This is a genomic window from Allobosea sp. 47.2.35 (assembly GCF_024655635.1).
Classification (GTDB): domain Bacteria; phylum Pseudomonadota; class Alphaproteobacteria; order Rhizobiales; family Beijerinckiaceae; genus Allobosea.
Genome location: NZ_JANLGI010000004.1, coordinates 106741 through 131956, shown reverse-complemented (window position 1 = coordinate 131956; position 25216 = coordinate 106741). Strand labels below are relative to the sequence as shown.

The window sequence follows — 25216 nt, the reverse complement described above, 5'->3', positions numbered from 1 at the left end:
GCGACCGTGCATCTGACCCGTCTCAAGCTCGCCGGCTTCAAGACATTCGTCGAACCGACGGAATTCCCGATCGAGCCGGGGCTGACCGGCGTCGTCGGCCCCAATGGCTGCGGCAAATCCAATCTCGTCGAAGCCCTGCGCTGGGTGATGGGCGAAAGCTCGTTCAAGAACATGCGCGGCTCGGGGATGGACGACGTCATCTTCGGCGGCTCGAACGAGCGCCCGGCCCGCAACATGGCCGAGGTCTCGCTGACCCTCGACAACAGCGACCGCAAGGCGCCCGCCGCCTTCAATGAAACCGATGTGCTGGAGGTCACGCGCCGGATCGAGCGCGAGGAAGGCTCGACCTATCGCATCAACGGCAAGGAGGTGCGCGCCAAGGACGTGCAGCTCCTCTTCGCCGATGCCGCAACGGGCGCGCGCTCGCCAGCGCTCGTCCGGCAGGGGCAGATCAGCGAGATCATCTCGGCCAAGCCGCAATCGCGCCGCCGCATCCTCGAAGACGCCGCCGGCATCGCCGGGCTGCATAGCCGCCGCCACGAGGCCGAGCTGCGCCTGCGCGGCGCCGAAGACAACCTGACCCGGCTGGAAGACGTGCTCGGCGAGATCGACGGGCAGATCGACGCCTTGCAACGTCAGGCACGGCAGGCCGGGCGCTATCGCAGCCTCGCCGCCGATATCCGCCGGGCCGAGGCGACGCTCGCCGTCATCGCCCTGCACGATGCCCGCGCCCAGGAGGCGCAGGCGGCGCATGTGCTGGAAGAAGCCGTGCGCGGCGTCGCCGATCAGACCGGCCTCCAGGCCGAGGCTGCCAAGAGGCAGGCGATTGCCGCCCATGAATTGCCGGCCTTGCGCGAGGGTGAGGCGATAGCCGCCGCCACGCTGGTGCGATTGAAGCGCGGGCTCGACGAGCTCGAAGCCGAGAACCGGCGGGCTCGCCAGCGCGTCGAGGAACTCGGCAAGCGCCTTGCCGAATTGCAGGCCGACCTGTCGCGTCAGGAGACGATCGGCCGCGACGCTTCTGAGAGCCTCGCCCGGCTGGCGGAGGAGGATCAAGCGCTCGCCCGGGAAGGCGATGGCGCCGGGTCAGGCGCCGAGGCCGCAGCAGCGGCGCAGCGTGCCTCCGAAGCCGCGCTCACTGCCGCGGAGGCCGAGCAAGCCAACGCTCAGGCCGCTTTGTCCGATCTTGCCGCGCGGCGCGGCGCCCTGGAACGCTCACTGCGCGAGGCGCGCGATCGGCAGGATCGTGCCGGAGCCGAGCGCGCCAAGCTGCGGCGCGAACTGGAGGCCCTCGATGCCTCCGATGCGAAGATCGTGCTCGACAAGCTGCGCGAAGCTCTATCCGCAGCCGAGAAGGCGCTGAAATCCGCCGATGCGGATGTCGTCACGGCGCGCAATGCCGTCACGGCCTCGCGCGAGCGCGAGGCCGTGCAGCGCGGGCCCCTCGCCGAGGCCGACCGCCGGGCGCAGCGCCTCGACACCGAGATCGGCACGCTGCGCAAGCTGCTGGCGCCGGCTGCTGGCGATCGCTGGCCGGCAGTGCTCGAAGCCGTCAGCGTCGCCAAGGGCTACGAAATCGCGCTCGGGGCGGCGCTCGGTGACGATCTCGACGCCTCGACCGAGGCGACCGCTCCTGCCCATTGGGACGATACCGGCGAAGGCCAGGACGACCCCGCCCTGCCCGTAGGTGCCCAGCCGCTGCTCGCCCATGTCAGGGCGCCGGCAGCGCTCCGGCGGCGGCTGGCTCAGATTGGCGTCGTCACGCCTGAGGATGGAGAGATTCTGCGGCGTTCCTTGAAGCAAGGCCAGATTCTCGTGTCGCCAGCAGGCGATCTCTGGCGTTGGGACGGCTTCACCAGCGCTGCAGATGCCCCTTCGCCCGCGGCTCGACGGCTCTCGGAGAAGAATCGCCTCGCCGATCTTGAACGCGAGGCGAAAGCGGCCCGAGAGGCGGCCGAAGCCGCACGCCGGTCTCTGGAGGCTGTCAGCGCCGAGGCGCGACTGGCTGCGCAGGCCGAGAGTGCGGCGATGGAGGCTGCAAAACAGGCCCGGCGTGGCGTCGATCAGATCCGCGAGCAATTGACCGGCGCCGAGCGCAAGGCGGCCGAGACGCTGGTCAAGCGCTCGACGCTCGCGGAAGCGATCAAGCGCCTCGGCCAGGCCGTTTCGGAAGCTTCGCAGCAGGTCGCGGCTCAGGAGACCGGGCTTTCCGCCCTGCCCGCTTCCGCCGAACTGGAAAACACCCTGCTCAAAGCCCGCGTGCTGCTGGGCGAGGCCCGGTCCGCCGCCTCCGATGCGCGTGCCCGCGTCCAGACCCTTGCGCGGGAGGCCGATCTGCGCGCCCGCCGCCGCGATGCCATTGCCGCCGATATCAAGGCCTGGAAACAACGCACCACTGCCAGCCTGCAAAGCGCCGAGGAGACCCGGCGCCGAATCGACGCCGCCGGCGCCGAGCAGAAGGCGCTTCTCGAAGCACCCGATACCTTCCTGACCGAGCGGCGGCGGCTCGTCGCCCAGATCGAGCAGGCGGAAGGGGCACGCCGGGACGCTGCCGACAGGCTGGCTTCAGGTGAGACGACCCTTGCGGAGGCCGACCGGCAGGCCCGCATCGCGCTCGAAGCTCTGTCCGGCGTCCGCGAGCGACGCGCCTCGGCTGAAGCGCGGCTGGAGGCGGCCCGCCAGCGTGTCGGTGACATCATCCGGCAGATCGAGGACGGACTCGATACCGGACTGGACGGCTTGCAGGCGATCGCCGGAATCAAGGCCGGAGACGCGCTGCCCGAGCCCGAGGCGATCGAGCGGCGTCTCGCCAATCTCAAGGGCGAGCGCGAGCGGCTCGGCGCCGTCAATCTGCGCGCCGAGGACGAGTTGACCGAGGTGAAGGCCAAGCGCGAGGGGCTTTCGGGCGAGCGCGACGACCTGACCGAGGCGATCCGCCGCCTGCGGCAGGCGATCGGGGCGCTCAATCGCGAAGGGCGCGAGCGGCTCATCGCTGCTTTCGACGTCGTCAACGGCCATTTCCAGCGGCTGTTCGGCGTGCTGTTCGGCGGCGGCGAAGCCGAGCTCAGGCTGGTGGATTCGGAAGACCCGCTCGATGCGGGCTTGGAAATCTTCGCCCGCCCGCCCGGCAAGAAGCCACAGGTGATGACCCTGCTCTCCGGCGGCGAGCAGGCGCTGACCGCGACCGCGCTGATCTTCGCGGTCTTCCTGACCAATCCCTCGCCGATATGCGTGCTCGACGAGGTCGACGCCCCGCTCGACGACGCCAATGTCGAGCGCTACTGCGACCTGCTCGTCGACATGGCCCGCAATACCGAGACCCGCTTCATCCTGATCACGCACAACCCGATCACCATGGCGCGGATGGAACGTCTCTTTGGCGTGACCATGGCCGAGCGCGGGGTCAGCCAGATGGTGTCGGTCGATCTGGCGACGGCCGAGCGCATCCGCGAGGCGGGATAAGCTGCCTCAGGTGGCCCGATCATCCCCAAAAACCTAGCCGGGAACGGCCGCGCCCCGCTGAAAAAATGCCACATTCGGTCCCGCAATGCGGCAAGATTGTCGCACTTTGCCAGAATTTATAGATATTCCAATGCGTTAGACATTATCCACCTGCCTTGACAGCGCGGGGGGCTGCCAATAAAGGAGGCCGTGCTGACGACGGCTCGATGCGCGGGTTTGGTCGTGGTTATAGTGGTTTTTCGCCGGATCGCGGCGTAAACGCGATCAAGACGGAGACCAAGACCATGTCCGAACCCGACCCAAACGCCTCAGACTCGGAGTTGCGCGCAAGACTGGGTTCCCTGAAGTCCGCGATCCAGCGGGCTGAGGAGAACGAAAAGCCGGGCGCGAGCCCGGTTGGAGAGGACAAGGCCCTTGCGGGCGCGATGTCCTCAGGCTTTCGCGCCGCGACGGATCTTGCAGGCGGTGTCATCGCGGGTGCCCTGATCGGGTATCTCGGCGACCGGTGGCTGGGAACGTCCCCGTTCCTGCTGATCGCCTTTCTGGCGATCGGGACCATCGCGGGTTTCAGGGCTGTCTATCGGCTCGGTTCGCGCCCGACCTCCGGGTCGAAGGGCGATCCGAAGGCGAATTGATCGAAAGGCGGCTCTATCCGGCCGCGCGACGAGGAACGAGACCATGGCGGCCGGCGGCGGAATCGATCCGATCCACCAATTCCACATCACGAATCTCGTTGAGCTGAAGCCGCTCGGCATCAATCTCTCCTTCACGAACACCTCGCTGTGGATGGTGATCGTGCTCGCCGCCGTTTCGGCGCTGATGGTCTATGGCTCGAGCCAGCGCGCGGTCGTTCCCGGCCGCCTGCAGTCGCTCGCCGAGATGATGTACGAATTCGTCGCCTCCACGCTGACAGGCGTGATGGGCAAGGAAGGCATGAAGTTCTTCCCCTTCGTGTTCTCGCTGTTCATGTTTGTGCTGGCGAGCAACATGCTCGGCATGATCCCCGGCTCGTTCACCGTCACCAGCCAGATCATCGTCACCGCTGCCTTCGCCGTGCTCGTGATCTCGGTCGTGCTGATTTACGGCATCATGAAGCATGGCAGCCATTTCTTCGGCCTGTTCGTGCCGTCGGGCGTGCCCGGCTGGCTCCTGCCCTTCATGGTGCTGATCGAGGTCGTGTCCTTCCTGTCGCGCCCGGTTTCGCTGTCGCTGCGCCTGTTCGGCAACATGCTGGCCGGCCACATCGCCCTCAAGGTCTTCGGCGGCTTCGTCGTCGCGCTCATCGCCGCAGGCGGCGCTGCGACCATCATCGCGCCACTGCCGCTGCTGCTGGCGGTTGCGCTGACCGCGCTCGAATTCCTCGTCGCCTTCCTGCAGGCCTATGTCTTCGCGATCCTGACCTGCGTCTATCTCAACGACGCGCTGCACCCCGGCCACTGAGGCCAAGGGCAGCGCTCGCGAGAGTTCATCCCACCCCTGTCATTAAGTTCCACACTGGAGATAAGACCATGGATCCTGTTGCAGCCAAGTTCATCGGCGCCGGCCTCGCCTCGCTCGGCATGGGCCTCGCCGCCATCGGCGTCGGCACCATCTTCGGCAACTTCCTCTCGGGCGCGCTCCGCAACCCGTCGGCGGCTGACGGCCAGTTCCCGCGCGCCTTCATCGGCGCGGCGCTCGCCGAAGGTCTGGGCATCTTCGCGTTCGTCGTCGCGCTCGTCCTGCTCTTCGTGGTCTGACGTTTTCGTCGACCGCTTTCTCGTCGCGCGTTCGGGCCATCCGGCCAATCGCGCGACGGTTTCCTGTCTTTAAGCGCTGAAAGGCACGCCATGCCGGTTCGATCTTCAGGGTTCGCGCGAAAAGGATGGCCGGTGGCTATCGCCTCGTTCGCCACTCTGCTGGCGGGTGCGGCGCAGGCTGCCACTCCGGGCCTGACCGGCGAGAAGGCCTCCTTCCCGCCCTTCGATCCCGCACACTTCGCCAGCAACCTGTTCTGGCTCGCGATCACCTTCGGTGCGCTGTACTGGCTGATGTCCAAGGTCGCGCTGCCGCGCCTCGGCTCCATCCTGGAAGAGCGCGCCGAGACGATCGGCCGCGATCTCGACCAGGCCACTGAGATGCAGGCCAAGGCCGAGGACATGGCGCAGGCCTATGAGAAGGCTCTCGGCGAAGCGCGCAAGAACGCCCAGGGCATCGCCCAGGCGGCGCGCGAAGCCGGCGCAAAGGCGAGCGACGCCCAGCGTCACGCCACCGAGGCCGAGCTTGCCGCCAAAATGGCGCAGGCCGAGGCGACCATCGCCAAGACCAAGACCACCGCGATGGGCAATGTCCGCGATCTCGGCAGCGACATCGCCGCCGCCATCGTCACCAAGCTGACCGGTCAGGCTCCCAGCGCCAGCGAGGCGTCGGCTGCCGTCGATCAGGCTCTGACGCGCGGCTGAGGAGAGTTCAGATGGATACTTTCTGGGTCGCCGTAGCGCTCGTCATCTTCCTGGCTATCCTGGTCAAGTTCGGCGTGCCGGGCGCGATCGTGAAGGCGCTCGACGCTCGCGGCGAGAAGGTCGCGCAGGAGCTGGCGGAAGCCCGCCGCCTGCGTCAGGAGGCCGAGAAGCTGCTCGCCGAGTACGACGCCAAGCGCAAGGCCGCCGAGGCCGAGGCCGCCGAGATCGTCTCCTCCGCCAATGACGAGGCCAAGCGCCTCGCGGCGGAAGCCGAGGCCAAGCTCGCCGATTTCGTCGCCCGCCGGACCAAGGCGGCCGAGGAGAAGATCGCTCAGGCCGAGAGCCAGGCCGAAGCCGAGGTCCGCGCCGCGGCTGCGGAGGCTGCCACCAAGGCTGCCGAGACCATCCTGCGCGGCCAGATGGCCGGCAAGGCCGGCGAAGCCGCCTTCGCCGCCGGGCTGAGCGAGGTCAAGGCCAAGCTCAACTGAGCCTTGGGCCGATTGCTCGATAAGTTGACGCCGCGCCCGCAAGGACGCGGCGTTTTTCTTTGCCGCTCTCCCGCTGAGATCGCCGGGCGGGGTACCATGACCGCGCTCCTCCATCGCGTGCCTGCAAGCCACGGAGTTTCGGAATGATCGGCCGCCTTGCCCGTGTGCTCGCCATCGCATTCCTACCGTTCGTCGCGGCTGTGGCTCCTGCGGGTGCGTTCGAGAAGGTGAGCTTTCCGTCGCGCGATTCACGCGATCTCGTGGGTTGGCTGGCGCGCCCGGCGGGTCAGGGCCCCTTCCCGGTCGTCATCGGCCTGCATGGCTGCGCCGGGCTCTACAGGGGTTCAGGGGAAATCAATGCCCGCGAGAGCGACTGGTCGCAGCGTCTCACGGCGGCCGGCTACGCCGTGCTCCTCGTCGATAGCTTCGGGCCGCGCGGCATCAAGGCGCTGTGCAACGAGCGCGAGCGTGCGCTGACGCCGGCCGGACGCGCTCGCGACGCCTTCGCTGCCATCGACTGGCTGGAGAAGCAGAGCTTCGCTCAAAAGCAGCGCATCGCGCTGATCGGCTGGTCCAATGGTGGCTCGGCGGCGATGCACGTCGCGGGAGCGCCCGAAGCCAAGCGCCTGCGGCATGTCATCGCCTTCTATCCCGGCTGCCGCGTCTTCCTGAATCGGGGCTGGCAGGCCCAGATCGATACCGCGATTTTCCAGGGCCTGGCCGATGACTGGACGCCGGCGACACCTTGCGAGGAACTGGCCCGCAGCAGCAGGGTGCGCTTCGTCGGCTTCCCCGGCGCCTATCACAATTTCGACCACCCGAACCTGCCGCTGCGCGAGCGCAAGGCGGCCTATTCGCAGCGGCCCGACGGCATGGTCACCATCGGCAGCGACCCGAAGGCGCGTGCCGAGGCGATCGACGCGGTGATGGCGATCCTGAAGCGCCCCTGAGGGTTCTCAGTTGCTCGCTGTCGTCGTCACGGCCGGCGGATTGCCCGAGGCTGCCATCGGTGCCGCGACAGGCCTTGCCGGCGGCGCCACGGCCGCCTTGGGCTTGGGCTTGCGCGGCTGGATCGTCGAGGTGACGATGCCCTGCGGGGTGTCGAGCCCATAGATGTCGTCGCGGAACTGGACCTGCCCGTCCGCGCCCTGCCAGCCCGTGAGATAGACCCAGGCGACGGGAACCTGCTTCTTCAGCGCGATGTTCTTGCGCTCGCCCTTGGCGATCTCGTCCTCGATCGACTGGCGGTTCCATTCCGAACCCTCCAGCAGCCAGGCTCCGAGGTCGCGGACGCCCTCGATACGGGCGCAGCCGGACGAGTTGAAACGGATGTCGTTGCGGAACAGCGTCTTCTTCGGCGTGTCGTGCATGTAGACCGCATCGCTGTTGGGCATGTCGATCTTCATCTGGCCGAGCGAGTTGGTCGGCCCCGGCTCCTGGCGAACATAGAAATAGGGGTTCTTCAGGGTCGCCCAGTTGACGCTGGCCGGGTCGATCTCCTTGTTCTCGGCGCCGAGCAATTTCATGTTCGACTTGGCGATGAAGCTCGGGTCCTTGCGCATATGCGGGATGATGTCGGCTTTCACGATCGACATCGGCACCGTCCAGTACGGGTTCAGATTGACCGAGGAGATATTGGCCTGGATCACCGGCGAAGGCCGATCCGGGCGCCCGACGATGGCGAGATGGCGCTGGGCGACGGTGCCGTTCTCGACAGCCTCGACGCTGGCGCCGGGGATGTTCACCACGACATAGCGACTGGCGAAGTTGAAGCCGTTGCCCTTGAGGCGCTCCAATGTCGCGGTGAGCTGGTTCAGGCGCGATTCGACCGGCGTGTTCATCGCCTTGAGCGTCAGGCGTCCGACCGTGCCGAGATCCGACAGGCCGTGGCGGCGCTGGAAACGCTTCACCGCCTCGACCACGTTCGCGTCATAGACATCGCCGGCCACGGCCTCGGGCGCGAGATCGCCGCTGGCGAGCAGGCGCTGCTTCAGCGCGACGACATCGGCGCCTTGCGAATCCAGCTTCAGCGCGCTCGCGCTCGCCGGCACCTTGGGCCAGCCGCCGCGATTGGCGACGTCCTCATGCGCGATCAAGGCCTCGAGCGTGCGGTCATAGGTGTTGGGGCCATAGCTCGGCTCGTTGGCACGCACGAGCGCCGTCGAGGCCAGCAAAGCAGCGGCCGCAAGAGCGAGGATGGAGGGACGCGCAGACATGAAAACCCCCGGGCCGCACAGAGCGGCACCGGGGGATCATTCCGCGACATGGTCAAGGAATGCTTAAGAAGCGGCCAGCGTCCTTCACCATGCTGACGAATGCCGTCAGCATGGCCGAAAACACCTTACTCGGCGGCCTTGGCCGGAGCCGGCTTTTCCCATTTCAGCACCGGCGAACGGGCGGCGCGGGTCTCGTCGAGGCGGCGGATCGGGGCGTGATGCGGGGCGCTGGTGAAGCGCTCCTTGTCATTGCCCTTGGCCGCGATGGCGAGGTCGCGCATCGTCGCGATGAAGAGGTCGAGCGCCGCCTTCGATTCCGACTCGGTCGGCTCGATCAGCATGGCGCCATGGACGACGAGCGGGAAATACACCGTCATCGGATGGTAGCCCTCGTCGATCATCGCCTTGGCGAAATCGAGGGTCGAGACGCCCGAGCCCTTCAACCATTCGTCGTCGAACAGCACCTCGTGCATCGACGGGTGGTCCGGGAAGGGCAGCGACATCAGGTCACTGAGCCCGGCGCGGATGTAGTTCGCGTTCAGCACCGCATCCTCCGACGCCTGGCGCATGCCGTCAGAGCCGTGGCTGAGCATGTAAGCCAAAGCGCGGACATACATGCCCATCTGACCGTGGAAGGCGGTCATGCGGCCGAAGGGCTGGTTGCCCGCCGGGGCTTCGCCGCGCGACTCGATCAGATGCGGCTTGCCGTTCTCGACATGGATGAAGGGCACCGGCGCGAAGGGCGCCAGGCGCTCGGAGAGCACGACCGGGCCGGCACCCGGACCGCCGCCGCCATGCGGCGTCGAGAAGGTCTTGTGCAGGTTGATGTGCATCGCGTCGACGCCGAGATCGCCCGGACGGGCCTTGCCGACGATGGCGTTGAAGTTGGCGCCGTCGCAGTAGAAATAGGCGCCGGCCTCATGCATCGCCGCGGCGATCTCGACGATCTGAGGCTCGAAGATGCCGCAGGTGTTCGGGTTGGTCAGCATGATCGCGGCGATATCCGGCCCGAGCAGGGCCTTGACGTCCTCGACCGCGACGGTGCCGTCCGGACGGGCCGGAACCGCCTTCACCGAGAAGCCGATCAGAGCCGCCGTCGCCGGGTTGGTGCCATGCGCCGATTCGGGAACGAGCACGACATTGCGGGTTGCGCCCTCGCCCTTGGCGGCGATCGCAGCCTTGATCGCCATCATGCCGCAGGCCTCGCCATGGGCGCCGGCCTTCGGAGAGAGGGCCACCGCCGGCATGCCGGTCAGCGTCATCAGGTAGCGGGCGAGCTCCAGCATCAGGTCGAGCGCGCCGGGCACGCTCGAGAGCGGCTGCAGCGGATGCACGTCGGAGAAGCCCGGCAAACGCGCCACCTTCTCGTTGAGGCGGGCATTGTGCTTCATCGTGCAAGAGCCGAGCGGGAAGAGCCCGGTATCGATCCCGTAGTTCTTCTGGCTGAGGCGCACGAAGTGGCGCATCGTCTCGGGCTCCGAGAGGCCGGGCAGGCCGATCTCGCCCTGGCGGGCATGCTTGCCGAGCCGCGACTTGAACGGCGCGGGCTTGTCGATATCGACGCCGGTGGCCTCGTGATGGCCGATCTCGAAGATCAGCGGCTCGACCTGCTGGAGAGCCTTGTTGCCGGTGAAGGTGGCGTGCTCGGCATGAGCGGCCTCGCCAGCCTGGGTGGGACGTCCCTGACGGTTCAACATCACAGCACCTCCACGAGCGCCGCCACGAGGGCCGCCCGGTCTTCATCGGTATTCACCTCGGTCGAGGCGATGATCAGCAGGTCGTCGAGCCCGGCTTTGGGCAGGAGCCGCGAGACGGGGACGCCGGCCAGGATGCCCTTGGCGGCGAGCACCTCGACGACTTCGGCGGCGGGCTTCTTCAGCTTCACGGTGAACTCGTTGAAGAAGCTGTCGTTGAGCACGGTCACGCCCTCGACGCCCGCGAGCGCGTCGGCGAGCTTCACGGCATTGGCGTGGTTCACCTCGGCGAGACGGGCGAGGCCGGTCTGGCCCAGCAGCGTCATGTGGATGGTGAAGGCCAGCACGCAGAGGCCGGAATTGGTGCAGATGTTCGATGTCGCCTTGTCGCGGCGGATATGCTGCTCGCGGGTCGAGAGCGTCAGCACGAAGCCGCGCTGGCCGGTCGAATCGACCGTCTCGCCGCAGAGCCGGCCCGGCATCTGGCGGATATATTTCGACTTGGCGGCGAAGAGGCCGACATAGGGGCCGCCGAAATTCAGGGCGTTGCCGATCGACTGCCCTTCGCCGACGACGATATCGGCGTCCTGCGCACCCGGCGGCACGACGGCGCCGAGCGACACGACCTCGGTGAAGACCGCGATCAGCAGCGCGCCATGGGCATGGGCCTTCTCGGCGATCGGCCTGAGGTCGCGCAGGTTGCCGAAGACGTCCGGCGACTGGACCACGACGCAGGAGGTGCTGTCGTCGATCTGGGAGAGGATGTCCTCATTGGCCGAGACGTCGGGCTTCAGCGCCACGACCTCGTCATTGGCCATCTCGGACAGGGTCTCGACGACCGCGGTGTAATGCGGGTGCAGGCCGCCGGAGAGCACCGCCTTGCGGCGCTTGGTGACGCGATGCGCCATCAGCACGGCCTCAGCCGTACCGGTCGAGCCGTCATACATCGAGGCGTTGGCGACCTCCATGCCGGTCAGCGCCGCGACCTGGGTCTGGAACTCGAAGAGATATTGCAGCGTGCCCTGCGCGATCTCGGGCTGGTAGGGCGTGTAGCTGGTCAGGAATTCCGAGCGCTGGATCAGATGATCCACCGTCGCCGGGACATGGTGCTTGTAGGCGCCGGCGCCGACGAAGAAGGGAACGGCGGAGGCGGCGGTGTTCTTGCCGGCCATCTTGCCGAGGATGCGCTCGACCTCAAGCTCGCCCTTGGCGCGGGGCAGGTCGACCGGGGCCTTCAGCAGCTTGCCGGCCGGCACGTCGCTGAACAGCGCGTCGACATCGGAGACGCCGATCCGCGCGAGCATGTCCTCGCGGTCGGTATCGGTGAGCGGGAGATAGCGCATGGGGTGATTCCGTTTCGGGGTGTCATCCCGTGCGCGCTGCGGCATGCAATGCCGCTGCGCAGACACGGGATCGTGCGACGGGAAGGCGCCTTATCCTGAGGGCGGTCCCGCATCTGCGCAGCAGCACTTCGTGCCGCAGCGCGTGCGGGAAGACACCCGGTCAGAGCGACTTCACGTAGTCCTGGTACTCGGCCTCGTTCATCAGGGCGTCGAGCTCGCCGGCGTCCTTGATCTTGATCTTGAGGAACCAGCCCTTGCCGGCCGGGTCCTCGTTGACGGTGCCGGGCGCGGCTTCGAGCTCGCCATTGACCTCGACGACCTCGCCGGAAACCGGGGCGTAGACCTCGGACGCGGCCTTGACGCTCTCGACCACAGCGGCTTCGCCGCCCTTGGACAGCGCCTTGCCGACGCTCGGCAGCTCGACGAAGACGACGTCGCCGAGCTGCGACTGGGCGTAGTCGGAGATGCCGACGGTGCCGACGTCACCCTCGATGCGAATATATTCGTGGTCCTTGCTGTAGCGGGTCTCGGCCATGGTTTCCTCCTAGCGTCAGTTGTCTGGGAAAGGGTTCAGCGCTTGTAGCCGTTCGGCACGAAAGGCATCGTCGCCACGACGGCCGGCAGCGGCTTGCCGCGCACGATCAGGTTGAGCTGCGTGCCCGGCGCGGAATGGGCCTTGGCGACATAGCCCATGGCGCAGGGGCCGTTGAGCGTCGGGCCGAAGCCACCGGAGGTCACGACGCCGATCACCTCGCCCTCAGGCGTCGCGATCTCGGTGCCCTCGCGGGCCGGAGCACGGCCTTCCGGCTTCAGGCCGACGCGGATGCGCGAGACGCCCTCGGCGAGCTCGCGCTGGACGCGCGCGGCGCCGGGGAAACCGCCTTCCTCGCGACGGCGCTTCTGGATCGACCAGTTGAGCGCGGCCTCGATCGGCGAGGTCGTGGTGTCGATGTCATGGCCGTAGAGGCACAGGCCGGCCTCGAGGCGCAGCGAATCACGGGCGCCGAGGCCGATCGGCTTGACGTTGCCGTCGAGCAGCAGCGTGTCCCAGATTTCGCCGATCTTGTTGGCGGCGGCGGAGATTTCGTAGCCGTCCTCACCGGTATAGCCGGAGCGGCTGACATTCGCCTTGATGCCGGCGACCTTCATGGTGCGCGAGGACATGAAGCCCATCTCGGCCGCTTCGGGAGCGATCGCGGCGAGCGCCGCCTCGGCGCCCGGGCCCTGCAGGGCGATCAGGCCGCGATGCTCGGCCTTGACCAGCTTCACATTGGCCGGCAGGCGCGCCTCGATATGGGCGTAGTCGGCGTCCTTGCAGGCGGCGTTGACGACGATATAGAGCGCGCCGTCCTCGTCAGGATCGATCGAGCGCGTCACCATCAGGTCGTCGAGAATGCCGCCCTCCTCGTTGAGGAGCTGCGAATAGCGCTGCTTGCCGGGGGCGAGATTGACGATATCGGCGGGGATCAGCGCTTCCAGCGCCTTCGCCGTGGTCTCGTGATCGGGGCCGATCAGGAAGCACTGGCCCATATGCGAGACGTCGAAGAGCCCAGCCTTCTCGCGCGTCCAATTATGCTCGGTCAGGATGCCCGAAGGATACTGCACCGGCATGTCGTAGCCCGCGAAGGGCACCATACGGGCGCCCAGCGCGACATGGCGCGCATGGAGCGGGGTCTTCAGCGGCGCAGCAGCGCCGACGGTATCGGTATTGGCCTCGGCAGCCATGGCATGCCCCTCCCAGAGTCAAGCGCAAGCCCCGGACGATAGTGTCCGGAACGCGCCCCCTCTGTCTCGGCACCTGAGAGATTTCCCCACCCGACCCATAAGATCGGACAAGTTACACCCGTCGGTGGGCGGGCATCGCTGCCCGCCGCTTTCCAGAGCGCCAAATCCCCAGCGGCCCTTTTGCCTGAGCGTTTCCGGGGCGGTTGCGCCTTCGGCGCCGGGCTCGAAGCCCGGTCTCTCCCGCGGGGATATGCGGCTTCGGCACAGATACAAGACGCGCCGACCGAGTCAATCGGCGCGCCGTCGTCTTTCACGGCAAAGCTGTTTTATCAGCTTTATCAGCGGCGCCTGCGCGCCGGGGCGGCAGGCCCGCCGCCGCCCAAACCGACGAATATCTCGACGTCGCCCTTGCCGGCCGGCACCATGATGCCTTCCTCGACATGGATGAAATCGGCGCCGCTCTGCCCGGAGGGAATCGACGCGCCGACGCGCGCGCTGCGCTTGCCGATGACGCTCGTCCCGCGCATCACCGTCGTCGTCAGCGTGGCGCCATAGCTGCCCGGGCTGCCGGCCGGGCCGAGCAGCACGCGCCCCTCGACACCGACCTTGAGGCGGAACGTGCCGTTGCCGGTCGCGGTGCACTCGCGTGCGACATTGGTGATCGATATCTGATAGCGCAGGCCGCTCGAATCCTGCCCTGCCTGAGCGCGGATCGCGGCGCCGCCGTCGGAGATGATGACCTCGGGGCAGAGCAGCCCGGAATCCGGATCGTCTTCCTTGGGCAGCTGATCGGCCGGCGGCGGCGTGGCCGACTGGAACATAACGACGTTGAGCGCGGTGTTGCCGCCGGACGACATCGATCCGCAGCCGGCAAGGCCGAGGCACAGCAGCGGCAAGGCAAGCCAGCGGCTCGCGAACAGAGTCTGATCGATCACGGCAGCGCCTCCACGCCCGGGCCGAAGCCATTGAGGGAAACGGGCACGCCCACCCCCTCTTCCGGCGTCTGGAATACGATGAAAGTCGCGCTCTTGCCGCCCTTGAGCTGGCCAAGCAGGGCATCGTCCATGACGACCTCCGCCACGCAACCGGTGGTCAGGCAGCGCACGAACCCGGCACGGCCGATATCCTTGTCGTCGATCTTGAGGCCGAGGCCCGAGGGCAGAAGCACGCCGAGCGGGGCGACCACGCGCAGGAGCCGGCTCTTCTGATCGGCCGTCTTCAGCACGATGACGAGGAGCGTCAGGTTGGGCCTGTCCTCGGCGGCAACGTTCTGGACGAGCGCGCATTGCTCGGCCTTGGCGCCCGGCGGCACCTCGCAGCGCATCTGCCAGTCGCCATGTGTGGAGCGCACCGCGCCCTGCGCGAAAGCGGAGCCGGCGGCGAGGCTCGTCCCCATGAGCGCCAGCGCCAGGGCGCCTGCCGCTCCGATGATCCTCATCATCCCTGCCATCCCTTCCAAACCGGTCCTTGAAACCGCAGCAGGAGCGCAGAATTCAGGCAAAACGCCGACCGCGCCAGAGAATCCCGCCGCTCCTCAACATAAAACGCGTTCGGACCATGCAGGGTGGGTCCTGTCAAGGCGGAACGCCGGCCCAAGAGCCTCGTCAAGGCCTCGTGCGATTTTGCCGCACTGTGGATGGGGGCAGTCTTCATTGCCCCTCTGGCGCAAGCGTGATCTTTGATTTATCGCAATCTCGAAGAATGAGGCGACTTCACGGTCGCCCCTTCATGCGTGGGGCAAAGCCGGTCGGCTTCCACGCAAGTCGATTGAGGAGCATGTCGGATCGATGCGATTTCTGAGCAGGACCTTTGCAACAGCGGCCGCCACGGCCCTTGCCGTCGCAGCGCTGGCGACCGTCCCGGCGCTCGCCGGCACCGGCATGCCCTCTCCCTGGCAGATGAACCTGCAGGGCGCTGTCACGCCCGTCGCCGAGTTCATCCACTGGTTCCATGACTGGCTGAACATCATCATCACCATCGTCACGCTGTTCGTGCTGGCGCTGCTGGTCTATGTCGTCTTCCGCTTCAACGAGAAGGCGAACCCGGTCCCCTCCAAGACCACGCACAACGCCCTGCTCGAGGTGGCCTGGACCGTGATCCCGGTCCTCATCCTCGTCGTGATCGCGATTCCCTCGTTCCGCCTGCTCAAGCTGCAGCTCGAGGTTCCGCAGTCCGACATGACCCTGAAGGTCACCGGCAACCAGTGGCGCTGGACCTACGAGTACCCGAAGGAGAGCGGCGGCTTCACCTTCGATTCGCTGATGCTGAACGAGGAAGAGCGCGCCAAGGCGATCGCCAGCAAGCGGATCACCGAGGCCGAGGCGCCGCGCCTGCTCGCCGTCGACAACGAGGCCGTCATCCCGGTCGGCAAGACCGTCCGTGTCCAGGTCACCGCCTCCGACGTCATCCACAAGTTCACGGTCCCGTCCTTCGGCATCAAGATCGACGCCATTCCCGGCCGCCTGAACGAAACCTGGTTCAAGGCCGAGCGCGAGGGCATCTATTACGGCCAGTGCTCGTTCATCTGCGGCCAGGACCACGCCTACATGCCGATCGCCGTCCGCGTCGTCAGCCAGGAGCGCTATGCCGCCTGGCTCGCGGAAGCGAAGCAGAAATTCGCCAATGCCGAAGATGCGGGCAGCAAGTTCGCTGCCGCGTCCAAGTAAGTCGCCGAGGAGAAGAACGATGGCAACAGCGGCTCACGCTCACGGCCATGACGAGGCCCATCACGCCAATCCGACCGGATGGCGCCGGTGGCTCCTGTCGACCAACCATAAGGACATCGGCACGCTCTACCTGATCTTCTCGATCATGGCGGGGCTCGTCGGCGGCTTCCTCTCGGTGATGATGCGCATCGAACTGCAGGAGCCCGGCCTGCAGATTTTCGCCAACGGCCAGAGCTACAACGTCTTCGTCACCGGCCACGGCCTGATCATGATCTTCTTCATGGTCATGCCCGCCGTCATCGGCGGCTTCGGCAACTGGTTCGTGCCGCTGATGATCGGCGCGCCGGACATGGCCTTCCCGCGCATGAACAACATCTCGTTCTGGCTGACGGTCGCCGCCTTCATCCTGATGCTCATCTCGATGTTCGTGGAGGGCGCGCCCGGTGCCAAGGGCGTCGGCACGGGCTGGACGGTCTATCCGCCGTTCTCGACCTCCGGCCACCCCGGCCCGTCGGTCGATTTCGGCATCCTGTCGCTGCACCTCGCCGGTGCCGCCTCGATCCTGGGCGCGATCAACTTCATCACCACGATCCTGAACATGCGCGCGCCGGGCATGACCATGCACCGCATGCCGCTGTTCGCCTGGGGCGTGCTGGTGACCGCGTTCCTGCTGCTGCTCTCGCTCCCGGTTCTCGCCGGCGCGATCACCATGCTGCTGACCGACCGCAACTTCGGCACGACCTTCTATGATCCGGCCGGCGGCGGCGATCCGATCCTGTACCAGCACCTGTTCTGGTTCTTCGGTCACCCCGAAGTGTACATCATGATCCTGCCGGCCTTCGGCATCGTCAGCCACATCATCTCGACCTTCTCGAAGAAGCCGATCTTTGGCTATCTCGGCATGGCCTACGCCATGGTCGCGATCGGCGTCGTCGGCTTCATCGTGTGGGCGCACCACATGTACACCGCCGGCCTGTCGCTCAACACGCAGCGCTATTTCGTGTTCGCGACGATGGTCATCGCGGTGCCGACGGGCATCAAGATCTTCTCCTGGATCGCGACGATGTGGGGCGGCTCGATCCGCTTTACCGCGCCGATGATCTGGGCGGTGGGCTTCATCTTCCTGTTCACCGTCGGCGGCGTCACCGGCGTCGTGCTGGCCAATGCCGGTGTCGACCGCTCGCTGCACGCGACCTATTACGTCGTGGCGCACTTCCACTACGTGCTGTCGCTCGGCGCCGTGTTCGGCATCTTCGCGGGCTTCTACTACTGGTTCCCGAAGATGAGCGGCTACGTGATCCCGGACTGGATCGGCCGGCTGCATTTCTGGGTCGCCTTCGTCGGCGCGAACCTGCTGTTCTTCCCGCAGCACTTCCTCGGGCTCGCCGGCATGCCGCGTCATTATGTGGACTATCCGGACGCCTTCGCGGGATGGCATTTCTGGTCGTCGATCGGTTCCTACATCTTTGCCTTCGGCCTGCTGATCTTCTTCTACGGCCTCGTGGTCGCCTTCACGAAGAAGCAGCTCGCCGGTGACAATCCGTGGGGCGAAGGTGCCACGACGCTGGAATGGACCCTGTCCTCGCCGCCGCCGTTCCACCAGTTCGAGACGCTGCCGCGCATTACGGGCTCGGACCACTGAGATTTGAGGCGGCGGGCCCTAGGGCCCGCCGCCGCCCTTCCCCCGAGCGCTCCAAAGAGCGTTCCGGAGACGGGCGGCAACCACGCCGCGAAGACCCCGCGCCCCGGCGCGGTTCACAAGAGTACGAAGACGATTGGACTGATGTCTGCTGCGTTCGAGACCCGCACCGAGAGCCTGACAGCCTCCACCGGCGAAGCGCGCGATTTCTTCGCGCTGCTGAAGCCGCGCGTGATGTCGCTGGTCATCGTGACGGCGCTGACCGGCATGGCAACCGCACCGGGCTCGGTGCATCCCGTGCTCGGCCTTGCCGCGCTGCTCGCGATCGCGGTCGGAGCAGGCGCGTCCGGCTGCCTCAACATGTGGTACGACGCCGATATCGACGCGCTGATGAGCCGCACCGCCAAGCGGCCGATCCCGTCGGGCCGCATCCTGCCTTCGGAAGCGCTGGCCTTCGGGCTGACGCTCTCGATCGGCTCCGTGCTGGTGCTTGGCCTCGTCGCGAACGCGCTCGCCGCGGCGATGCTCGCCTTCACCATCTTCTTCTACGCCGTCGTCTATTCGATGTGGCTGAAGCGCTGGACGCCGCAGAACATCGTGATCGGCGGTGCCGCCGGCGCCTTCCCGCCGATGATCGGCGAAGCGGTCGTGACCGGCGATTTCGGCTGGCACTCCATCGTGCTGTGCGCGATCATCTTCCTGTGGACCCCACCGCATTTCTGGGCGCTGGCACTGGTGAAATCGGGCGACTACGCCCGCGCCGGCATCCCGATGATGCCGAATGTCGCTGGCCCGGCCGCAACGCGCCGGCAGATCGTGCTTTATTCGCTGATCATGGCCCCGGTCGCCGTGCTGCCGGCACTGATGGGCTTCGGCGGGCTGCTCTATCTCGCTGTTTCGGTCTCGACCGGCCTCGTCATGATCGGCCTGTCGATCCAGGTCTGGCTGCGAACCGAGGGTCCCGCCGCGACCAAGGCCTGCTGGTCGCTGTTCGGCTTCTCGATCCTCTATCTGTTCCTGCTGTTCGCCGTCCTGATCGTCGAGAACGGCTTCGGGCTGATGTGGGCGCTGCCGAAGGTGATCGGATGAGCGAGCAGCGTCAGCAGCAAGTCGCCCCCGCACCGTTCTCGCCCGAGGATATGGCGCGCCGCCGCCGCCGCTCCATCGCGCTCGCACTGGTGCTCGGCGGGCTCGTGATCTTCTTCTTCGTGGTCACGCTGGTGAAGACCGGTCCCGCGATCCTGAATCGGCCGCTGTGATGACGGCGCCCGTACCCCAGCCACGCAAGGGCAATCCGGCGCGCACCGCGCTGATCTGCGCCGGTGTCGCCTTTGGGATGCTCGGCGCCTCCTTCGCGGCGGTGCCGCTCTATGACCTGTTCTGCAAGGTCACCGGCTTCGGCGGCACGCCGATGACCGGCACGGCCGGCGCCGGCAAGATCCTCGACCGCACGATGGCCGTGCGCTTCGACGCCAATGTCGCGCCGGGGCTCGGCTGGAAGTTCGAGGCGGAAAGCCCGGAGATCAAGGTCAGGGTCGGCGAGACCCAGACCGTGTTCTACAAGATGACGAATCGCTCGGACCGCACGGTCACGGGCATCGCGACCTATAATGTCGCCCCCGAGAAGGGCGCGGCTTATTTCGTCAAGATCCAGTGCTTCTGCTTCACCGAGCACACGCTGAAACCCGGCGAGAGCTTCGAGGCGCCGGTAGTGTTCTATATCGACCCCGAAATCGCTCAAAACCGCGAGCTCGACGGGGTCCACGCGATCACGCTGTCCTATACCTATTTCGCCTCCAAGTCGGGCCAGCCCGTCGCGGAGGACAAGGCCGGCCCCGTCAAGGGTGACGCGGGCAATCCGAAACTGTAGAACCACGCTAGACCACGAGCGCGGCAACAAGCCGTACGCGGAGACTGAATACGATGGCCGGGGCCCATACGAAGCACCACGATTACCACCTCGTCGATCCGAGCCCGTGGCCGCTCGTCGGCGCCGCCAGCGCGACGATCATGGCGATCGGCGCGGTGATGTGGATGAAGGCCATGCCGGTCGGCGGCATGCAGCTCGGCCCGCTCGTCTTCGGTGCCGGTCTGCTCGGCGTGCTCTACACCATGCTCGCCTGGTGGATGGACGTGATCCGCGAGGCCGAGAAGGAAGGCCACCACACCCGCGTGGTGCAGCTCCATCACCGCTACGGCATGATCATGTTCATCGCCTCCGAGGTGATGTTCTTCGTCGCCTGGTTCTGGGCCTTCTTCGATGCCAGCCTCTTCGCCGGCGAGCAGATCAACTACCTGCGCTACGACTTCACCGGCGGGCACTGGCCGCCGAAGGGCATCGAGACCTTCGATCCCTGGCATCTGCCGCTGCTCAACACGCTGATCCTGCTGACCTCGGGCACGACCGTGACCTGGGCGCATTACGCCCTGATCAACAACGATCGCGCCGGCCTGAAGCAGGCGCTGTGGCTGACCGTGATCCTCGGCGTCCTGTTCACGATCTGCCAAGCCTACGAGTATTCGCACGCCACTTTCGGCTTCAAGGGCCATATCTACGGCGCCACCTTCTTCATGGCGACGGGCTTCCACGGCGCGCATGTCATCATCGGCACAATCTTCCTGGCGGTCTGCCTGTACCGGGCCTATCTCGGCCACTTCAAGCCGGACCAGCATCTCGGCTTCGAGTTCGCCGCCTGGTACTGGCACTTCGTCGACGTGGTCTGGCTGTTCCTGTTCGCCGCGATCTATGTCTGGGCAGCGGGCGCGCCTGCCGCCGGGCACTGACGCCGCTGACCGCGCTCTCGCGGTTTCGTCTGACGAAAGGCGGCCGCGAGGCCGCCTTTCCTGCTTAGGCCCTTTGATTGCGCATCGCCTTGGCCGGAAGCCACGCTCCAGCTTTCGGCTCGATGCTCTGGGAGGCTGCGATGGCCGGTCCTAAACCTACACTGCCCTCCCCCTATTCGACGGGGCTGGCCGGTCGCTGCCCGCGCTGCGGCGAGGGCGCACTGTTCGATGGCTTCCTCAAGCTCAAGCCAAGCTGCAGCGCCTGCGGGCTCGACTTCAAGTTCGCCGACTCGGCCGATGGCCCGGCCGTGTTCATCATGCTGATCGCCGGCTTCATCGTGCTCGGCGCGGCGCTTTATGTCGAAATCGCCTACGAGCCGCCGATCTGGCTGCACATGCTGCTGTGGCTGCCGCTGGCCATCGTGCTCTGCCTCGGCCTGCTCAGGCCGATGAAAGGGCTCGCCGTCGCCCTGCAATATGCCCACAAGGCCGAGGAAGGCAGGCGCGAATCGTGACCGCCGCGTCGTCCCCCGCTCCCCACAAACCCGGCCTGCTGCTGCCGACGCTGCTGACCGTCATCGGCACGGTGGTGCTGTGCACGCTCGGCACCTGGCAGCTCCAGCGCATGGGTGAGAAGCACGCCTATATCGACCGCCTTCAGGAACAGGCAGCCGGAAAACCGGCCCCGATGCCGCCGAGCGCCAGCTGGGCGAAGCTCGACCCCGCCGCGCTCGACCTGACCCATGTCGTCGCGAAGGGCAGCTATATCGACGACCGGATCGCCGGGGTGCGCACCACGATCGCCGCCGGCCCACCCGGCAGCCGCCAGTTGTCCGGCTTCGGGCGCTGGGTCTTCCAGGCGTTCAAGCTGGAGGATGGCGGGGTCATCCTGGTCAATCGCGGTTTCGTACCGGAAGCGCGGCTCGGTCAGATCGGCCCGGCCAGCGGTCCCGACACGATCAAGGGCTTCCTGCGCGCACCGGAAGTCCGCAACAGCTTCACCCCGCAGGACCTGCCGGCGATCCGTGAGTTCTACACGCGCGACCCCGCCGCGATCGCGGCCGCACTCGGCCAGCCGCCCGCACCGTTCTATCTGGAAGCAGCCCGCGAGGGCGACGGCATGACGCCGCCGGCCGGCGTCGATGTCCGCGAGCTGATCGCCCGCATTCCGGACAACCACCTGCAATATGCGCTGACCTGGTTCGGGCTGGCGCTGACGCTGCTCGGGGTGTTCGCGGCCTGGGTCTGGCAGACCAGGAAGGGCACGGCGGCAAGCTGAGCGCGCAACGGTTTTGCCCAAAGCGCCGGACCGGCCTATAGCATCAGGCTGAGATCACCGAGGCCAAGACCGTGCTGCATGTTTCCACCCGGGGTGAAGCCCCGGCGCTGAGCTTTTCCGACGCCTTGCTGACCGGGCTCGCCCGCGACGGCGGACTCTATTTGCCGCAGAGCTGGCCCAAACTCTCCACCGCGGAGATCGCGGGCTTCGCCGGGAAGCCCTACACGGCCGTGGCCGAGCGCGTGCTCGGCGCGCTGGCCGACGGCGACATCGAGAGCGGCGCGCTCTCGGGCATGATTCATCAGGCCTATGCCGGCTTCCGCCACCCGGCCGTCTGCCCGCTGACGCAGATCGGCGACAATCTCTTCGTGCTGGAGCTGTTCCACGGCCCGACGCTCGCCTTCAAGGACGTGGCGATGCAATTGCTCGGGCGGCTGATGGACCATGTGCTCGGCCAGCGCGGCCAGCGCGCCACCATCGTCGGCGCGACCTCGGGCGACACGGGCGGCGCGGCCATCGATGCCTTCAAGGGCCTGAAGAGCGTCGATGTCTTCATCCTCTACCCGCAGGGCCGCGTATCGGATGTGCAGCGCCGGCAGATGACCACGGTCGATGCCGAGAACGTCCATGCCATCGCCGTCGAAGGCACCTTCGACGACTGCCAGAACCTCGTGAAGGCGATGTTCAATCATCACGCCTTCCGCGACGAGATCGGACTCTCCGGCGTCAATTCGATCAACTGGGCCCGCATCGCGGCGCAGGTGGTCTATTACTTCACGGCAGCGGTCTCACTGGGTGGGCCGGGCCGGAAGGTCTCCTTCACCGTCCCGACCGGCAATTTCGGCGATATCCTCGCCGGCTGGGTCGCCAAGCAGATGGGCCTGCCGATCGAGCGGCTGGGCATCGCCACCAACAGCAACGACATCCTGGCGCGCACGCTGGAGACCGGCGCCTATGAGATGCGCGGCGTCCAGGCGACGACCTCGCCCTCGATGGATATCCAGATCTCCTCGAATTTCGAGCGCCTGCTGTTCGAGGCCCATGGCCGCGACGGCGCAGCCGTCCGCCGGCTGATGCAGTCGCTGCAGCAATCCGGCCGCTTTGAGTTCACTGGCGAGCCGCTCCAGCGCATCCGCGGCGAGTTCGACGCGGCCTCGCAGAGCGAGGACGAGATCGCCAATGAGATCAGGAAGAGCTGGACCGAGGCCGGCTATCTGCTCGATCCGCATACCGCGATCGGCGTCGGCGCGGCGCGGCAGGCGCTGAAGCGCGATTCCGCCACGCCGATGATCGTGCTCGGCACCGCCCATCCCGCCAAGTTCCCGGCGGCGGTGAAGGCTGCGAGCGGAGTGGAGCCTACGCTTCCGGCCCATCTCGCCGACCTGATGGAGCGCAAGGAGCGCGTGACCCTGCTGCCGAACGACCTCGGCACGATCGAGACCTTCGTGCGCGAGCATGCGCGGGCCGTGCGCGGGGCGGCGGCGTGAGCGCGACCGCCCCGATGGACGAGCACGAGCTGGCCGCGCCCGCACGGCCAGACGGGTCTCACGACCCCGATGTGGCGCTGACCACCCTGCCCTCGGGCCTGCGCGTCGTCTCGCAGCGGATGGACCATGCCGCGACCGTCTCGCTCGGCATCTGGATCGGCGCTGGGGCACGCGACGAATTGCCGAACGAGCATGGGCTTGCCCATTTGCTCGAGCATATGGCGTTCAAGGGCACGGCGCGGCGCAGCGCGCTCGAGATCGCCGAGGAGATCGAGAGCGTTGGCGGCGATCTCAACGCTGCGACCTCCGTCGAATATACCTGCTACACCGCCCGCGTGCTCGGCTCGGATCTCGCGCTCGCCGTCGATATCCTCGCCGACATCATCACCTCCCCGTCCCTGACCGAGGAGGAGCTGAAGCGCGAGAAGGGCGTGATCCTGCAGGAAATCTCGGCCGTGCAGGATACGCCGGACGATCTCGTCTATGACCGCTTCCTGCAGGCGGCCTTCCCCGATCAGCCGATCGGCCGGCCGATCCTCGGCACCGCCAAGACGGTGAAAAGCTTCACGCCCGACGCGATCCGCGCCTATCTCGCCCGCAACTACCATGCCGGCAACATGGTGCTCGCCGCCTCCGGCGCGGTCGACCATGACGAACTCGTCGCGCTGGCAACAGAGCATCTTTCGAAGCTCCCGGCCGCTCCCATCAAGCCGCTTCCCCGCGAAGCCGGCGAGTATCGCGGCGGCGAGGCCCGTATCGGCAGCGACGAGGAGCAGGTCCATCTCGTGCTCGGCCTGCCCGGCCTGCCCTTCAAGGGCGGCCAGCATTACGCACTGCAGATCTTCGCCTCGGTGCTGGGCGGCGGCCTGTCCTCGCGCCTGTTCCAGGAGGTGCGCGAGCAGCGCGGCCTCGCCTATGCGATCGACGCGTTCCACTGGCCTTTCTCCGATTGCGGCGTCTTCGGCATCGGGGCCGGCACGGCGCCGGAGGATGCGGGCGAACTGATCGAGGTCGCGCTCGGCTGCCTGCGTCAGGCGGCGGAAGACGTCAGCGAGGCCGAGGTCGCTCGCGCCCGCGCCCAGATGAAGGTCGGCTTGCTGGCCTCGCTCGAAAGCCCCGGCGGCAAGCTGGAGCAGATGGCGCGGCAGGTCCTGCTCTTCGGCCGGGCGATCCCGCGCGAGGAACTGGCCGCCCGGCTCGATGCGGTGACGCTCGACGACGTGCGCGCCGCCGGCCGCTCGCTGCTCGGGCACCAGCCGACCATCGCAGCCGTCGGCCCGACCCATGGCCTGCCGCCGGCCAAGCGCCTGCGCCACGCGGCCCGGGCGGCGGACTGACCGGCGATGGCGCTCTTCCGTTTCCCGAGCGAGCCGCCGAGCCGCCCGCTGATCCGGACGCCGAACCTCTATCTGCGCGCGCCCCAGGCCAGCGACCATGCGGCCTGGGCGCTGCTGCGCATGGAAAGCCGCGAATTCCTGACGCCCTGGGAGCCGACCTGGAACGAGGACGACCTCACCCGCGCCTCCTTCCGGCTGCGCGCCAAGCGCGCGGCCCGCGAGATCTCGACCGACGAGGCCTATTCGCTCTTCATCTTCGAGACGGGGACGGAAACCCTGATCGGCGGGCTGACGCTGGGGCTGATCCGGCGCGGCGTCGCGCAGGCCTGCACGCTCGGCTACTGGATGGGCCGGCGTCATGCCGGAAAGGGCCATATGACGGAGGCCGTGCGCGGGGCCGTGCGCTTCGCCTTCTCCGACCTCGCGCTCCACCGCGTCGAGGCCGCCTGCCTGCCCAATAACGAGCCGTCGCGGCGCCTGCTGGAACGCGTCGGCTTCCAGCACGAGGGCTTGGCGCGGGCCTATCTCAAGATCAACGGCAACTGGGCCGACCACCTGCTCTATGCCGCGCTCTCCACCGACACCTTGCCCGGAAGCAGGCCGTGACGGCGGCGGTTGACCACAGCCCCGCTTCGCCTTGCCCTTGCCATGAGCGGCC

At 67.1% G+C, this 25216-nt stretch carries 25 protein-coding genes and 1 riboswitch; of the genes, 18 read left to right on the top strand and 7 right to left on the bottom strand.

Annotated features, from left to right (window positions below; genetic code table 11):
- Nucleotides 1–6: 6 nt before the first annotated feature.
- From NUV79_RS07635 to NUV79_RS07605, 7 genes are all read left to right on the top strand, one after another.
- Entirely contained in the window at nt 7–3462 is a 3456-nt protein-coding gene (locus NUV79_RS07635; RefSeq protein ID WP_257732473.1) for a chromosome segregation SMC family protein, read from the top strand.
- Between the two features lie 206 nt (nt 3463–3668).
- Nucleotides 3669–4097, top strand: a complete 429-nt coding sequence (locus NUV79_RS07630) for an AtpZ/AtpI family protein (protein ID WP_257732472.1) — start codon at nt 3669–3671, stop codon at nt 4095–4097.
- Nucleotides 4098–4140: 43 nt separating this feature from the next.
- Nucleotides 4141–4902: a F0F1 ATP synthase subunit A gene (locus tag NUV79_RS07625; protein WP_257732471.1), complete on the top strand. Its 762-nt coding sequence runs from the start codon at nt 4141–4143 to the stop codon at nt 4900–4902.
- A 68-nt stretch (nt 4903–4970) separates the two neighbouring features.
- On the top strand, nt 4971–5198 hold the full coding sequence (locus NUV79_RS07620; protein WP_038360954.1) for a F0F1 ATP synthase subunit C: 228 nt from the start codon (nt 4971–4973) through the stop codon (nt 5196–5198).
- Between the two features lie 132 nt (nt 5199–5330).
- The gene (locus tag NUV79_RS07615) at nt 5331–5900 is read left to right on the top strand and encodes a F0F1 ATP synthase subunit B family protein (RefSeq protein WP_257732470.1); all 570 of its coding nucleotides are present in this window, start codon (nt 5331–5333) and stop codon (nt 5898–5900) included.
- 11 nt (nt 5901–5911) lie between these two features.
- A complete protein-coding gene (locus NUV79_RS07610; protein WP_257732469.1) occupies nt 5912–6388 on the top strand; it encodes a F0F1 ATP synthase subunit B family protein in 477 nt (158 codons plus the stop codon).
- A 143-nt stretch (nt 6389–6531) separates the two neighbouring features.
- Nucleotides 6532–7338 (top strand): dienelactone hydrolase family protein, encoded by an 807-nt coding sequence (locus tag NUV79_RS07605; RefSeq protein ID WP_257732468.1) that lies wholly within the window; start codon nt 6532–6534, stop codon nt 7336–7338.
- A 6-nt stretch (nt 7339–7344) separates the two neighbouring features.
- Here NUV79_RS07605 and NUV79_RS07600 read toward each other — a convergent pair whose 3' ends face one another.
- From NUV79_RS07600 to NUV79_RS07570, 7 genes are all read right to left on the bottom strand, one after another.
- Nucleotides 7345–8604: a L,D-transpeptidase family protein gene (locus tag NUV79_RS07600; protein ID WP_257732467.1), complete on the bottom strand. Its 1260-nt coding sequence runs from the start codon at nt 8602–8604 to the stop codon at nt 7345–7347.
- A 125-nt stretch (nt 8605–8729) separates the two neighbouring features.
- A complete protein-coding gene (gene gcvPB / locus NUV79_RS07595) occupies nt 8730–10301 on the bottom strand; it encodes an aminomethyl-transferring glycine dehydrogenase subunit GcvPB (protein WP_257732466.1) in 1572 nt (523 codons plus the stop codon).
- The gene (gene gcvPA, locus NUV79_RS07590; RefSeq protein WP_257732465.1) at nt 10301–11641 is read right to left on the bottom strand and encodes an aminomethyl-transferring glycine dehydrogenase subunit GcvPA; all 1341 of its coding nucleotides are present in this window, start codon (nt 11639–11641) and stop codon (nt 10301–10303) included. The genes gcvPB and gcvPA overlap by 1 nt, the downstream gene beginning before the upstream one ends.
- Before the next feature lie 160 nt (nt 11642–11801).
- Nucleotides 11802–12176 (bottom strand): glycine cleavage system protein GcvH, encoded by a 375-nt coding sequence (gene gcvH, locus NUV79_RS07585; protein WP_257732464.1) that lies wholly within the window; start codon nt 12174–12176, stop codon nt 11802–11804.
- 35 nt (nt 12177–12211) lie between these two features.
- On the bottom strand, nt 12212–13366 hold the full coding sequence (gene gcvT / locus NUV79_RS07580; RefSeq protein ID WP_257732463.1) for a glycine cleavage system aminomethyltransferase GcvT: 1155 nt from the start codon (nt 13364–13366) through the stop codon (nt 12212–12214).
- A gap of 162 nt (nt 13367–13528) precedes the next feature.
- Nucleotides 13529–13619, bottom strand: a riboswitch (glycine riboswitch).
- 85 nt (nt 13620–13704) lie between these two features.
- On the bottom strand, nt 13705–14301 hold the full coding sequence (locus NUV79_RS07575) for a hypothetical protein (protein ID WP_257732462.1): 597 nt from the start codon (nt 14299–14301) through the stop codon (nt 13705–13707).
- Entirely contained in the window at nt 14298–14816 is a 519-nt protein-coding gene (locus NUV79_RS07570) for an invasion associated locus B family protein (protein ID WP_374678976.1), read from the bottom strand. The genes NUV79_RS07575 and NUV79_RS07570 overlap by 4 nt, the downstream gene beginning before the upstream one ends.
- Nucleotides 14817–15153: 337 nt before the next feature.
- On the opposite strand from NUV79_RS07570, the gene coxB reads away from it, so the two are divergent.
- From coxB to NUV79_RS07515, 11 genes are all read left to right on the top strand, one after another.
- On the top strand, nt 15154–16032 hold the full coding sequence (coxB, locus tag NUV79_RS07565) for a cytochrome c oxidase subunit II (protein WP_374678974.1): 879 nt from the start codon (nt 15154–15156) through the stop codon (nt 16030–16032).
- Nucleotides 16033–16051: 19 nt separating this feature from the next.
- Nucleotides 16052–17674, top strand: coding sequence for a cytochrome c oxidase subunit I (gene ctaD / locus NUV79_RS07560; RefSeq protein ID WP_257732461.1), 1623 nt, complete (start codon nt 16052–16054; stop codon nt 17672–17674).
- A gap of 141 nt (nt 17675–17815) precedes the next feature.
- On the top strand, nt 17816–18760 hold the full coding sequence (locus NUV79_RS07555) for a heme o synthase (RefSeq protein ID WP_257732460.1): 945 nt from the start codon (nt 17816–17818) through the stop codon (nt 18758–18760).
- Nucleotides 18757–18930: a hypothetical protein gene (locus NUV79_RS07550; RefSeq protein ID WP_257732595.1), complete on the top strand. Its 174-nt coding sequence runs from the start codon at nt 18757–18759 to the stop codon at nt 18928–18930. Before NUV79_RS07555 ends, NUV79_RS07550 begins: the two co-directional genes overlap by 4 nt.
- The gene (locus NUV79_RS07545; RefSeq protein ID WP_257732459.1) at nt 18930–19541 is read left to right on the top strand and encodes a cytochrome c oxidase assembly protein; all 612 of its coding nucleotides are present in this window, start codon (nt 18930–18932) and stop codon (nt 19539–19541) included. The genes NUV79_RS07550 and NUV79_RS07545 overlap by 1 nt, the downstream gene beginning before the upstream one ends.
- Before the next feature lie 53 nt (nt 19542–19594).
- Nucleotides 19595–20455, top strand: a complete 861-nt coding sequence (locus tag NUV79_RS07540) for a cytochrome c oxidase subunit 3 (RefSeq protein ID WP_257732458.1) — start codon at nt 19595–19597, stop codon at nt 20453–20455.
- 140 nt (nt 20456–20595) lie between these two features.
- Nucleotides 20596–20970 carry a DUF983 domain-containing protein gene (locus NUV79_RS07535; protein WP_257732457.1) on the top strand — a complete coding sequence of 125 codons (375 nt, stop codon included), beginning with the start codon at nt 20596–20598 and terminating at the stop codon, nt 20968–20970.
- A complete protein-coding gene (locus NUV79_RS07530) occupies nt 20967–21734 on the top strand; it encodes an SURF1 family protein (RefSeq protein WP_257732456.1) in 768 nt (255 codons plus the stop codon). The genes NUV79_RS07535 and NUV79_RS07530 overlap by 4 nt, the downstream gene beginning before the upstream one ends.
- Nucleotides 21735–21805: 71 nt before the next feature.
- Complete coding sequence (gene thrC / locus NUV79_RS07525) at nt 21806–23221, top strand: threonine synthase (protein WP_257732455.1); 1416 nt, start codon at nt 21806–21808, stop codon at nt 23219–23221.
- A gap of 14 nt (nt 23222–23235) precedes the next feature.
- Entirely contained in the window at nt 23236–24558 is a 1323-nt protein-coding gene (locus tag NUV79_RS07520) for a M16 family metallopeptidase (protein ID WP_257732587.1), read from the top strand.
- A gap of 6 nt (nt 24559–24564) precedes the next feature.
- On the top strand, nt 24565–25164 hold the full coding sequence (locus tag NUV79_RS07515) for a GNAT family N-acetyltransferase (RefSeq protein ID WP_257732454.1): 600 nt from the start codon (nt 24565–24567) through the stop codon (nt 25162–25164).
- The last annotated feature ends 52 nt before the right edge of the window (nt 25165–25216 follow it).